At 39.1% G+C, this 13,850-nt stretch carries 10 protein-coding genes; 5 read left to right on the top strand and 5 right to left on the bottom strand.

What is annotated here, in order from left to right:
• The first annotated feature begins 278 nt into the window (after positions 1-278).
• Entirely contained in the window at positions 279-1,277 is a 999-nt protein-coding gene (locus ACMA47_RS22930; protein ID WP_413931637.1) for an alpha/beta hydrolase family protein, read from the top strand.
• 251 nt (positions 1,278-1,528) lie between these two features.
• Here ACMA47_RS22930 and ACMA47_RS22925 read toward each other — a convergent pair whose 3' ends face one another.
• The 3 genes from ACMA47_RS22925 to ACMA47_RS22915 form a co-directional block, all read right to left on the bottom strand.
• Positions 1,529-2,197: an NAD-dependent epimerase/dehydratase family protein gene (locus ACMA47_RS22925; RefSeq protein ID WP_413931636.1), complete on the bottom strand. Its 669-nt coding sequence runs from the start codon at positions 2,195-2,197 to the stop codon at positions 1,529-1,531.
• A 142-nt stretch (positions 2,198-2,339) separates the two neighbouring features.
• A complete protein-coding gene (locus ACMA47_RS22920) occupies positions 2,340-2,825 on the bottom strand; it encodes a kinase inhibitor (RefSeq protein ID WP_413931635.1) in 486 nt (161 codons plus the stop codon).
• Positions 2,826-3,007: 182 nt separating this feature from the next.
• A complete protein-coding gene (locus ACMA47_RS22915; protein WP_413931634.1) occupies positions 3,008-4,063 on the bottom strand; it encodes an NAD(P)-dependent alcohol dehydrogenase in 1,056 nt (351 codons plus the stop codon).
• 237 nt (positions 4,064-4,300) lie between these two features.
• Here ACMA47_RS22915 and ACMA47_RS22910 point away from each other — a divergent pair, with 237 nt between their 5' ends.
• The 4 genes from ACMA47_RS22910 (at position 4,301) to ACMA47_RS22895 (ending at position 7,816) form a co-directional block, all read left to right on the top strand.
• Positions 4,301-5,149, top strand: a complete 849-nt coding sequence (locus ACMA47_RS22910) for a helix-turn-helix domain-containing protein (RefSeq protein ID WP_413931633.1) — start codon at positions 4,301-4,303, stop codon at positions 5,147-5,149.
• Positions 5,150-5,246: 97 nt separating this feature from the next.
• Complete coding sequence (locus ACMA47_RS22905) at positions 5,247-6,167, top strand: alpha/beta hydrolase (protein ID WP_413931632.1); 921 nt, start codon at positions 5,247-5,249, stop codon at positions 6,165-6,167.
• Positions 6,168-6,204: 37 nt separating this feature from the next.
• Positions 6,205-7,119 (top strand): alpha/beta hydrolase, encoded by a 915-nt coding sequence (locus ACMA47_RS22900; RefSeq protein ID WP_413931631.1) that lies wholly within the window; start codon positions 6,205-6,207, stop codon positions 7,117-7,119.
• A gap of 58 nt (positions 7,120-7,177) precedes the next feature.
• The gene (locus tag ACMA47_RS22895) at positions 7,178-7,816 is read left to right on the top strand and encodes an NAD(P)H-binding protein (RefSeq protein ID WP_413931630.1); all 639 of its coding nucleotides are present in this window, start codon (positions 7,178-7,180) and stop codon (positions 7,814-7,816) included.
• Between the two features lie 199 nt (positions 7,817-8,015).
• On the opposite strand, the gene ACMA47_RS22890 is transcribed toward ACMA47_RS22895, so the two are convergent.
• Positions 8,016-13,346, bottom strand: coding sequence for an N-6 DNA methylase (locus ACMA47_RS22890; RefSeq protein ID WP_413931629.1), 5,331 nt, complete (start codon positions 13,344-13,346; stop codon positions 8,016-8,018).
• A complete protein-coding gene (locus ACMA47_RS22885) occupies positions 13,333-13,770 on the bottom strand; it encodes a DUF1896 domain-containing protein (RefSeq protein ID WP_413931628.1) in 438 nt (145 codons plus the stop codon). The genes ACMA47_RS22890 and ACMA47_RS22885 overlap by 14 nt, the downstream gene beginning before the upstream one ends.
• Positions 13,771-13,850 lie beyond the last annotated feature (80 nt).

The raw sequence follows: 13,850 nt of genomic DNA, 5'->3' as shown, positions 1-13,850 counted from the left end.
CTGCATAAAAAACGGCTGTCTGTTCATTAATTTCACCAACTTGGATGAGAGACAATGACCGAAGGGTACTTTTTGCTCTTGTCAAAACCTTAGATAGAAAATTAACATTAAGAGCGTAATTCCTCGAACATTTCCGTTTTTAATATTCATCATATTGGTTCTATTTTAGAAAACAAATTACTTAAAAAACGATACTTTTTACGGTTTTTAATATTTTAACTAGCATGGGGAACAATGTTTGTTCTAGTTACTTACGCTAAACTTAAATATTTGAAATTATGGAACAAAAAACAAAAAACATTGGGCAGAATGACGCAAAAGTAACTGACTATATAGGAAACGTAGTAGAAAATATCGCGAGTGTCATTTCACACAAACTGCATCCTATGATCGAGCAATACGCTCAATTATTTGCACACGGCGACAGAACACCTGTATTAAGAAGACCGGACGAATATGGGATGGAATACGAAGATGTATTCTTTCCTTCACTAGACGGAGTACCACTGGAAGGATGGTATATACCAACAAATTCAAATAAGCTTTTAATTATAAATCATCCCATGCCCTGTAATCGATATGGTTATCCAGGTCATTTGCCACCTTGGAATATTATGTTCGGCGGCTTTGAAGTAAACTTTCTTCCAGAGCTAAAACACTTGCACGATGCCGGTTACAACATCCTTACTTATGACTTACGTAATCACGGTTTAAGCGGGCAAGGAAATGGTGGCATTTCAGGCCTAGGACAATTTGAATGCCGTGACGTAGTCGGTTCAGTCCGGTATGCTAAAAGCCGTAAAGATCTTGCTGATATGACAGTTGGAATTTATAGTAGATGTATGGGATCTATTTCGACCGTAATGGCCATGGCTAAATTTCCCGAAGATTTTACTAACATAAAGGCCGCATTGTTCCTAAATATTGTTTCTGCTCGTTCCTTTATTGAAGCAGGTGCGGAAATGATCAATGCTGACCCTGACAAAGCAGCACAACAATTAGATGAACGACTTCATCAACTAACAGGTTTTCACTTAAAAGACGAAACACCAACACCATATGCTAAATACGTTAAAGTACCAACCATGATGGTTCAGCTCCGAAGAGATTTTCTGGTTAAGGCAGAGAAAGACGGTAATGAAATTTTCGAAGCTTTAGGGACAGAAGAAAAAGAACTACTTTGGATCGAAGAAAGTAATCAGCGTTTCTATGCATACAATCACTTCGGTCAACATCCTGAAAAGCTCATAAACTGGTTTAATCGTTACATGAAATAGATTGACCACCAAATCAATAACCCATAAAAACAAGCCGTCATTTCAATTTATGATGATATGTTTTTATGGGTTAATATTACTGGCGTCTGAATACTTTTAGAGAAATTCGCTTTTTGTACGCTTCAATGGGGCCAAAAGTTCTATTAAAACGAATATTTTCAACTCGCTCCGATGATGAAAAATACCGCAATTCCTACAAATATTTGTTCTTCCTAAACATTCCATGTACGAAATTCAAGAGTAGCTATCTACTATTGTTTCTGTGAGAGTTGAGATATATCTTTTACTTCCAGAATATGTTTCGAAGAACCACCAAGCGATACATTGATCATCGCCATTCCTACTTCTTTCAGCGTCAGAAAGAAAGTTTTACTGAACAATCTCAAAAAGGGATAAATAGCATTAATGAATTTATAAAAACCTTTTGCATTCTTTGCTCCAGCTGTAGGCTGCATAAAAGCAGGCCGGAAGTTATATGCATCTAATGACAGCTTCATCAAATCATTTTCGGTCTTTCCTTTTACCCTTGCCCACATTTGCTTTCCTTTTTCGCTGCTATCCGTTCCGCCTCCTGAAACATAACAGAAAGTCATTCCCGGATTAACCAGTGCAAGTGTTTTAGCAAATCCCAGGGTGAGATCATAAGTCACTTTCTTATAGTCTTCTTCTTTCATTCCCACCGATGAAACCCCAAGACAAAAATAACAGGCATCATATCCTTTTATTTTCTCAATTAAACCAGAAATATCACTTAAGTCTGCCTGTATAATTTCTTCAATTTTAGGATGGGTATAACCACTTGGATTGCGGTTGATCAGCAGGATCTTTTCTACTTTTTGATTGACAATGCATTCCTGCAATACTCCTTCACCTACCATTCCAGTAGCCCCTGTAATGATTACTTTTATTTTTGATTTCATCAGTGTTACTGTTTTCTATATATCCCAATATGATTTATCAATGATTTTTCTTACAACATTGAAAAATCACATCAGGAATTTTTAATGATTATACCTTCTGTTTTCTGATTGAATATGAAAACCTGTAGGTTCTTAAAATGTACTATGATCCAAAATGTGTAGTCAATGTTGCGGAACCTAAACTGGTATAATAGATCGCCGCACCCACTGCTGCTCCACTAGAGTTTTCTTTTATATCCAGCTTATCTACACTTAAAGCATGAATAGTGAAAATATAACGGTGGCTCTGTCGTTTTGGCGTTCCTGCCCCGTTATAACCGGAAACTCCAAAATCTGTAATGGTTTGCAAAACACCTGCAGGTAAAACGCTTCCCGTATTTCCGGCACCTTCAGGAAATTCATGAACATTGGAGGGGATATTCGCTACTACCCAGTGCCACCAGCCTGACCCCGTTGGGGCATCAGGATCATACATTGTTATTGCAAAACTACGGGTACCTGCAGGGGCACCATCCCAGGATAAATGTGGCGAACGATTATCACCGCTATACCCCATTCCGTTGATCACTTGCTCGTTAGGGAGTAAATCACCGTTTTTGAAGTTTTTACTTCTTAATGTGAGTGCCATACTATTAAATTTTTAAATGATTGTGTTATTTCAATTGACAGTTCATTTTTAATCAAGATTACAAGATTGGTTTTCCAACAACTGTCATTCTCTATTTAGTTATATCAAATGTACAAACAGCCCGCTCTTTGACACGAAAACATTTCACTTAATAAAAGATACATTTTACTGATTTTTTGTTTTTAGTTTTTCAAAGATTTCATATCAATCACGAAACGGTAGCGAACATCCCCTTTTTCCATTCTTTCAAAGGCTTCATTTACATTTTGGATATCGATCATCTCGATGTCTGATACAATTCCTGTTTTGCCACAGAAATCTAACAATTCCTGAGTTTCTGCAATGCCTCCGATGACAGATCCCACTACAAAACGTCTCATATATAATGGAAGAGTGCTGAATTTCTTTTCAAAATCACCAAAATATCCTACCAATACCAATGTTCCATCGGTTGCCAGAGTGTGCATATAGGGTGTGATATCATGATCGTAAGGAACGGTATCAATAATCAGGTCAAATTTTGCGGCAACAGATTTCATATCCGCTACACTGGTAGATATCACCACATGATCTGCTCCAAGTCTTGTAGCATCGGAAGCCTTCTCAGCACTTCTTGAGAACAGGGTAACTTCTGCTCCAAGCCCTTTTGCCAGCTTAATTCCCATGTGTCCCAATCCTCCAAGACCAATGATGGCTACTTTTGATCCTTCTCCTACTTTCCAGTGTCTTAGTGGTGACCAGACAGTGATTCCTGCACAAAGAACAGGTGCGATAGCAGCTGCATCTACATTTTCAGGCACTTTCAGAACAAAATCCTCATCTACTACAATCTTTTCTGCAAATCCACCATACGTTGAGCCTCCTAGATGCTTATCAACCCCACCATAAGTTACGGTAAAACCGTTCAGGCAATATTGCTCCAAATCTTTCTGGCAATTCGGGCATGTTCTGCATGAATCAACCAGACATCCTACGGCAACAAGATCGCCAATACTATATTTAAAAGCTTCATTACCTACTTTTGTTACCCTTCCAACAATTTCATGTCCCGGGACAACCGGATAGGTAGAACCTCCCCAATCATTTCTGGATTTGTGTAAATCCGTATGACAAACTCCACAATATAAAATCTCAATTTCTACATCTTTAGGTAGAACTTTACGACGCTGAATATGCATTTCTTCCAAAGGAATATCCTGTGCTGCTGTACCATATGCCTTTACTGTAAATGAATCCATATTTTTGTTTTTTTAATTATTCTGATGTCGAAGACATCTTGATTTATACAGGTACAAATCTAAAAGCATTGGCTCTTTGAATGAGTATACAAATTACTTTTTTATAGAAACATTTTACTGTTGCAAAAAAATCCTGTATGGATTACCTTCATTACAAACCTGTAAATTGTTTCGTTCTTACTGTAATAAGTTTCATTACCTCATGAAGTATTTGCTTATTTTTGAATAAATAATACAATGGCGAAATCCTATAACATATCATCCTTTTTAAAGTACATTAATGTACAAGGCTCCAGTAGTGATGCTATCCAAGTCATTCATTATGATGAGCATGAGAATTTACTTTTAAAATCTCCTTCTGTAGAACTGGAATTCTACGTGATTGCCATCAAAAATAATATTGCAGTACAGCCTCCGGTTGAAGAAATGTCAAGCTCCTGTCTTTTCCTGGATAAACCGGGAAATAATATGGAATGGGATCTGGAACATCCTTTTATAGGATATGGAATTTTTGTTAATCCAAAACTGCTAGATAAATATGCAAAAGATTATACATTTACTGGTTATACTCGCCATGAAGCATTATTTCTGACTGATCGGGAAAGTAAAGTCCTGTATGATCTTTTTATAAAAGCTTATGAAGAATATCAGCGGGAAGATTTCTCGCAGGATATTTTGGTATCGTATGCTGTTCTCATTCTTTCCTATACTCAAAACTTTTACGAACGTCAGTTTGAATCGAGAAGTAAAGTTTATAATAAAGTAGTTGCCGATTTTTATAAGGATCTGGATTGGTATTTTGGAAAAGATTATGATATAGATACCTTTCCTACTGTTTCTTATTTTGCAGACAGAGCGCATCTTTCTGTCAATTATTTTGGAGACGTCATTAAACATTTTACAGGGCAATCTCCCATAGAACACATTCATCAGTATATCATACAATCTGCAAAGGCTAAACTTAGAGATACAAAGCTTACTATTAATGAAATAGCGTATAGCTTAGGTTTCGAATATCCCACCTATTTTACCCGGTTCTTCCGGAAAAAAACAGGAATTTCGCCCAAGGTATTCAGAAATCAGTAAAATGTTTCCGTTTTAAAGTATTTTGTTTTCAAATAGAGCATCAACCTCATCATAACTTTGTCTTATCAAAATGAACAAACATTTAATAAGATACAATATGAAACCAGAATCAATATACTTTAAGAATAAGGAACTGAGTATAGCCGCTAATCTCTATACTCCGGAAAACTTTGATGCCACAAAAAAATATCCTGCTATTGTGATAGGTCACCCTGCCGGAGGAGTAAAAGAACAAACCGCAGGAATCTATGCCGAAAAAATGGCTGCGAAAGGATTTATAACTCTTGCTTTTGATGCTTGTTACCAAGGAGATAGCGAAGGAACACCACGCCATCAGGAAAACCCAAATTTCCGAGTAGCGGATATAAGTGCAGCGGTGGATTATTTAACCACTTTACCTTATGTAGATGCTGGTCAAATAGCAGGAATCGGAATCTGCGCCAGTGGCGGATATTTCGTAGCCGCTACGACACAAGACCATCGTATTAAGGCTTTGGCAACCGTGAGTGCAGTTGATATCGGTGAGATGTACCACAAAGGATGGAATGGACAGGGAGGAACAGTGAATATTCCTGAAACACTGAATTCCGCCAATAACCAAAGAACAGCAGAGGCTAATGGAGCTGATCCCATTTATTTAAACTGGGTGGGTGAAAGAAATGAAGCCTGGGGAAAAGAAGCCACTGATGGATATGACTATTACAAAACTCCAAGAGCACAGCATCCTAATTCCACAGGAGAATATCTGTTAACAGATTTACCGGGTCTGATTGCATTCCACGCATTTGACCGTGTAGATACTCTACTTACCCAGCCTTTACTTATCATAGCCGGAAGTAATGCCCTTTCAAAATGGAACAGTGATTTTCTGTATGAAAGAGCTGCCAGCAAAACAAAAGAACTTTTTATAGTAGACGGAGCCAATCATTTTGATCTGTATGACGTATCCACTTATGTAGATCAAGCCGTTGACAGAATCAACACCTTTTTTGAAACTACTCTAAAAAGCAATTCATAAAACAAACAAATTTTATAACAATTAAAAATATTAAAACATGAAAAAGTCAGTAAAATTCAAAGCATTGTATTGGGATATAGCAGCAGATCTAATATTCCCGCCAGATTTCGATGAAAATAAAAAATACCCTACCATCATCAGTACGCACCCTATCGGAAGCTGTAAAGAACAGACTTCTGGAAATGTCTATGGACAGGCATTTGCTGATGCAGGATTTGTAGTTTTAGTTCCAGACGCTTCTTTTCAGGGAGAAAGTGGTGGTGAACCGAAATTTTTAGAAGATCCGTCATTCCGTGTAGAAGATTATAGCTATGCCTGTGATTATCTAGTGACTCTTCCCTTCGTAGATGAAAAGAGAATCGGAGTTTTAGGAATTTGTGGTGCAGGAGGCTACTCTATCAATGCTACAATGAAAGAACGTCGTATCAAAGCTGTTGCAACAGTAACCGGAGCTAATTATGGTCGTGTAATGCGTGAATTCGGTGATCCGATTGCTAATCTTGAAGCGATTGCAGAACAGAGAACAGCAGAAGCAAGAGGAGCTGCTTTAAGAGTGGATCAAGGGCTTTACCCTACTTATGAAATGGCTAAAGCTGACAAGAATGCAGACATTGATCTTCTGGAAGCTACTGAATATTACCGTACTTCCCGTGGAGAAAGCGCCAATGGGGTAAACAAAACATTATTCTCTCATAATGCAGCTGCCCTAACCTGGGATGCATATAACCTTGCTGAAAAATTACTAACCCAACCGTTATTAGTCATTGTGGGACGTAAACCAGGAGCATTCGGAGCATACAGAGATGGATTTGAAATCATCCGCCGTGCTGCTTCTCAGAAGAAAGAATTAGTAGTGGTTGATGGCTGGTCACATTATGATCTTTATGACAAACCGGAACCAGTAAAAATTGCATTGGAAAAGCTTATCCCTTTTTACAAAGAAAATTTATAATTAAATAACTAATGAGGTCAGATGAGTTCTGACCTCATTGTTTAAAACAACATAAAAAATGGAAACAACAAAAGTTTTGGTATTGGGTGCAGGCGGAGCTATTGCTCAACACGTCATTGAATTCCTTATTCCCAATAAAAATATTTCATTAACATTATTTGCCAGAAATGCAGATCACGTGAAGGGGTTTGCCTCATCTTCAAACATCATTCTTGGTGATGTCCTGAATCAGGATGATCTTACGGAAGCCATAAAGAAAAGTGATATTGTATATGCCAATCTTGCAGGACAAGTAGATAAAATGGCTTCAGCAATTGTCAATACGATGGAAGCCAATGCTAAAAAAAGACTCATTTTTGTAACCTCACTTGGTATCTATGATGAGGTTGCTGGTAAGTTTGGAGAATGGAACAACAGAATTATTGGTTCTGAGCTGGTAAGATATAGTAAAGCGGCTCAGATTATTGAGAGATCCAGCCTTGATTACACGATTGTTCGCCCCTCATGGTTAACGGATAAAAATGAAACTGATTATGAAACAACACAAAAGGGAGAGCCTTTTATCGGAACTGAAGTAGCCCGAAAAGCAGTAGCGGCCTATATCGCCAATATTATAGAGCATCCTGAAAAAGATGTCCGGGCCAGTGTAGGTGTCAATAAACCTGGTGTTTATGGTGATAAACCAGCTTTTTACTAACCATAAAAAGCTCAGTTCTTATTACTGATCAAAGTCCTATTTCCCATCTTAATCATTCTCATTCGTAACAAGTATCACAACAAATGAAGCTATACCGAGCTGATAGCTTCATTTTTTTCAAATCTAACATTAATTCCATCCCTAAACCTTTCATCCTGTTATTGTAAACATCCAAGCTCACCATAGAACTAAAGGTTAATTAGATTTTGAATTGATTGCTTTTTCTTGATTTCTCCTCTTTAAGTACTTGAACTTCTTCGCCTTCCGCCTCATCCTTTTTATCTGTTTCTAAAGATAATTGTATTTTACGTTCAACAGAAGCTAATTCCGTCTTAAGCGACGCGAGCTGCTTCTCTTTATTCCAGCTTCCAGAAACAATATCGTTAAGCACAACCTGATCCTCTTTCAGTGCCTTTAACTTTTTCTCTTCTTCCTCGATAAGTCCGGGAAGTTTCTGCAGCGCACTGATAAAATTTAGACTCGCCCGCTCTGGATCGTTTGCCATGATACCATTGTTATGGGTGTATTTGATATTACCCTCACCGCAAATGAAAAACCTGTTATCTCTTTCCACAAGGCTGGAACTGTCTTTTTGGGTCATTTCTGTTTTAACAAGTAAACGGAAACCATATAATGATCCTACTTCCTCATAATCTCCTCCAGTTCTTGATACAGCAGCCAGCTTACTGAGTTTAGCACCTATTTCCTTTACACCCGCATCTTTAGAAAGCCCATCCAGCTGTATTGTATTTAATATATTTCCATCCTTAGACCTCTGTACCCGGTTCTGAAAATTGTTCCAGTCGGCATTGAGCCTTTCTAACCGCGAGGATCTTGTTTCAAGTTCTTCGGTCAGGTTTTCAAGTTTGGAGGAAGAACTCCATTTTGAACGTAAAAATGCATGCTTCTCACTTTCCAGAACAGATATCTTCTTTTCAACCTTTGCCTTTTCCAGCAGATCGGTATTGCCGGAAAGTAAAGCTACATATTCGGAAAAATTCATTCCTGACACTTCATCCATACCTCCTTCATCAAGTGTTCTCACCGCAATCGTATTGCTTTTTAATTGGCCTATAAAGCGCTGTTTATTTGCCAACGTATTAAATTTATACGCATCAAGGGATTTTTCAACAGCATATATAAAGACATCAACCTTATTGCCAGCAAAAAATTTAGCAATCTCATTCCCTTTTCGTACCGCACGGCCATCCCGCTGTTCCAGATCCGACGGCCTCCAGGGAATGTCAAGATGATGTACAGCAACCGCCCTTTTCTGCGCATTTACACCTGTTCCCAGCATTTCTGTCGATCCAAATAGAACCCTGATCCTGCCTTCATTCGTATCCTTTATCAGCTCCTTACGCTGATCTTCGGTCTTCGCTTCCTGAATAAAACGAATTTCATTTGCTGGTATACCATGCTCCTGAACAAGCTTTCTTTTTATTTCACTGTAGATGTTCCATTCGTCTGTCTTATAGGTTCCTAGGTCAGAAAAAACAAACTGTGTCCCCTTTTGCGCATTGTAATCCCTATAATATTTTGCAATATTACCTGCGCAGACCGAAGCCTTGTTTCCTGGGGCGTCAGCATATCGTGGAGAGATCAGACGCATATCCAGAGACATTTTCCTTGCGTAATCCGTTGCAATAAGCATTTTTGCTTTCTGCTCGGTCGGTGACAGAGGCGGCCTCCCCAGTAATTCAGCATTGCCGGTCTTCGCAAATTCCATCAATTTTTTAATAAAGATTTCCTGCTCGGCAGTTGGGGGAATATGATAAAGGATCTCATTTTTTATGGGCCGGTCTATGCCGATATCTGCTGCTGTACGATAATCGGTAATTTCAGTATAGAACTGTGAAAGTTCGGGAACCTTGATAAAATGCCTGAACCTTTCTTTTTGCACAATATTGTTCGCTACCGAGAATTCATAGTCTATGGACTTTCGGGCGTAGATAGCGGCCCAGGCATCAAAACAGTTTATTCCCTGTCGTTCCAGCGCATTGGGTCTTAAAAACTTAAACAGACAATATAGCTCAGTCAGTGAATTTGAAATTGTCGTACCCGAGAGGAATGTGGCCCCGAGATCCTTTCCTGTTCTTTCCTGAATAGTGCGTATCGCAAAAAGAAGGTTGAGCGCCTTTTGGCTTCCCTGAACATTTCCAAGCCCAGCGACACGCTCATGGCGCGTGTTGAACATCAGATTCTTGAATTTATGGCTTTCGTCCACAAACAGGTGATCAATTCCCATCATTTTAAAATCAACCACATCATCTTTACGATTTTCAATGTCATGTTCCAGCGTTTTCAATTTTACGTTCAGGTTTTTCTTTCTAATTTCTACACCTTTTAGCATTGCACCGGATACATCTTTTCCCTGATTACGCAGGGCGTCGAGATTCTGTTCCACAGAATGAAGTTCTGCCTCTAAAATTTCTTTCTGTAACTCGGGAGACTGGGGGATCATTCCAAACTGGTCATGCGTTAGTATGATACAGTCCCAGTCATTATTTTTGATATCACCAAAGATTTTTAACCTTTTCTGTGGTGTAAAATCTTTTTTACCCGGATATAAAATTTTAGCAAATGGATAGGCCTTTCGAAAGGTTTCGGCTATTTCATGGACATTGGCTTTCAGCGCAATGATCATCGGTTTGTGAACAAGACCCAGCCTTTTCATTTCCTGTGCGCCCCCGACCATAATAAGTGTCTTTCCAGCTCCTACCTCGTGGTCGCAGATACCACCATTGTTGCTTTTAAGCATATAGATGGCATCTTTCTGGCTATCATATAGATCCTCAATACCAAGCGCTGCACGGTCCAGTCCTGGAAAGGTCTGGTGACCACCGTCGTAATAAGGTCTTACATGACAGTTAAAAAGGTCATTGTAGCGTGCTGTCAGCTCATTTTTAAAATCATCATTCTGCTGATATAACCAGTCCGTAAACTCATTTCTTATTTCATCAATTTTTCCATTCGCCATCTGGATGGCATCCATATCTTTGACTTTTACAGCAGTTCCGTCCGCGAGATATTCTGTTTTGGTAATGTCGGGGGTCGTATTCACTAAGGCATGACGCAGTAGATTCAGTCCGTCAAATGTTCTGCTCTCCGACTTTATCGCATATTTTTCAGTGATTTTTATATTGCTGGCTTTTGCATTGACCGAAAAGTCATCACTGCTTTCCGAATAGTAAATTTTGATTTCCGTATCAAAAAGGTGGCTGGCAAACCTGTTGTAAATATCACATCCGATCCATCGTTCGCCCAGGTTAAAATCCAGTTCATCAAACTTTATGGGCTCAGGCCGGGCTTTTTCAAGCGCCTCTAGGCTTTTTAGGGATTCTGTGTCTTGTGGATGCAAGGAAATATACTCGGTCAGCTGACGGGCCTTTAACACGACATTTCCAGCCAAAAACTTTTGGGAAACCTCCATTTTGCCTGAAAGCGGATTGTAGAATATCTGATCCTGTAAATTTTCCTGTAGTTCACTTTCAGTAAACCCGCTGATCTCTTCCATAAACCCCAGATCAACACTACCCGAGAGGTTAAGCGAGGCAGATAGAGCTTCAGAAGCACTGTTTACCGTGACTTCTCTTGTCGAAAAGCTGACCGGATGGTCAAAAATATCGGACTTATGTATTACACCGCCAACCACCCGCTCCAGGTACGGAATTTCATTCCCCGAAGCATCCATTTTTATAAATTTAATGTTCTCTGCCGTGTTTAAATTTCCAAACCGAGCCACAAAATCATCATAGGTCTCGTTTAAAAGTTTTCTGGTCTCTACATCCTCCTGCCTGTTATTGGCTTCAAAATCATAAAGTAGTTGATAACTGTCCCGCAGCTTGATATAACTTTGGATACGTTTATTGTCCGTTACGGATAATTCAATCGGCTGAAAAATAAAAGCTCTGTCCCGGCGGTTCATTTGTAGTTTACCTACCCTACCGTTTGAAACAATCAGCGTATTCTCCCGATAAAAAGATTTTACTTCTCCTGTAAAAGTTTCCGGTTCATTTTTGCAAACCTTACTATCGTCGATTTCATGGAACAACGAAAGAGATTCAACCCTTTTCTTTGAGGAATTGGACGAATGTTTTTGACTATTGGCTTTCTTTTCATTCTGATTAAATTCAGTATCCAGTTTATCTTTCTGATCCACCGTGCCGATTTCTCCGGAATCAAAAAAGGAAAGCTGTTTAAATTTTGTAACATCGCTTTTAGACGTCTTTTTACCTCTTCTCTTGGTCTTTTTAACAGACATTTCTCCGAGCACTTGATCGGAAAAAAGATCGAGCTGTATAGCTTTTTCATCACCACTATTATGAATGATATTTTTCTCAGGAATGTTATCAGCAGGCTTTGATAAAACTTTAGTGTCAATCGCTGTTACTTTATGTTCATTAAACAATTTAAGGTCGAAATACCGCTGAAAGTCCTCAGAAAGCTTTCGGTGAAGATCTTCTGCAATTCTTTCAGTCCCACCATCATGTATATGAATGGTAGTTGCCTTGCCATATTGGTCAGTATCCTGGAAAGATCGTGTCGCAACGATGTGATTGGGGTTGTTAAATAGCAGATTACAATTTTCGCTGGTTCCCATAAAATCAAGTGCGCGTCCGGACAATGACCGTGGCCCGCTGCTCTTCTGCAAAACAATCAGGTCTGTTCCTACAGATGTTCCACTTTCTTCGAAAAGATTATTGGGTAAACGTAATGCAGAAACCAGGCGGTGCTCGTTCATTAGTGCCTCCCGGATAGGAAAATTGGACTGACTGTTTAGAACTCCCTGCGATGTTATAAATGCAAGGAGCCCACCTTCCCTTAACTTATCAGTTGCCTTCAAAAAGAAATAATTATGCACGCTCTGTGCAGCAAATTTTCGTGCTTCGTCTTTTCCTCTTGAATAAGAAAGATCAAAAATAGAAGTAGTTCCAAAAGGAATATTACCTATAATCAGGTCGTATCCTGTATCTTCTTCGTGCATATTTTCAAAGCTATCAATGCGGATCTCAGCATTGGAGCCATAAAGGTTTTTCAGGATTTTCCCGGTTAGTAAATCCTGTTCATAAGCGCATATTCTGCGGCCGTCGATGCCAGTAAAAGGCTCGATAAATGCTCCCACCCCAGCTGAAGGTTCAAGTATGCTTGATATAGAAAATCCTGTGTCTTTAATTGCTGTTGCAATACTCTGAGTGATTTCCGTAGGTGTGTAAAACGCATCGAGGATAGAACCTCTAATTTTGGATATATACTCCCTATAACTGTTTTCACTTTCAGAATTGTCCCTGATAAGTGCGAACAATTCCTGTGTAAGCGGAAAATATGGCATATCGGAAGCCTTCCAATGATTGATATCGTCTGGCTGCCCTACTGGATTCAAGATGAACTTTAATCCTCCAAATCCTGAATATTGCTTTAGTATGGATATTTCATCGTTTGTTGCTGTTCTTGCTTCTTTTTCGATGGAGAAAACCGTCCGGATAGCTTCAATGTTCTGGCGGATGTTCCGCTTCTTATCGAATGCCATTTTGCTCAATCCAGATGGCTATGAAACCGGTTAGCTCCGTATACAGCAGATCATAGTCAGTTGTATATGCAAAATCATCAGTCAGCTCATAATGACCAAAGATCTCCTCACATTTTGGAAGGACCTTTAATGCAAAATCACGATAATCAAGCTCATCGAAAACATCCGAAAATTCGTAGGTCAGCACTTCAAATAGTGTATCAAATCTGGAAAAATGCAGTCCTTCATATAAAATGTGATCAGCAATCTCATTACATTTAATGATCGGATTACCTGAGCGGAAAGCTCCCTCATAGGCATTTGCGGCCCACCTTGCACGCTGGCTAATAAATTTAACGTCCCCTGATCTCTCGGGAAAACTGGAATCAATGTGATCCTGCAACTTTAGCTGGTAGTAGGAATAGTCCTGGTTATGATTTTTCATATCGCTATATTTTTTTTAAAACTTTATAGCGGTAAACCTAATCAGCTAATGGAGTAATCTTTGTTTTGATTCCTAAGCTT

This window comes from Chryseobacterium sp. T20 (genome assembly GCF_047345655.1).
Lineage (GTDB): Bacteria > Bacteroidota > Bacteroidia > Flavobacteriales > Weeksellaceae > Chryseobacterium.
This window is presented reverse-complemented; position numbering and strand designations above follow the sequence as displayed.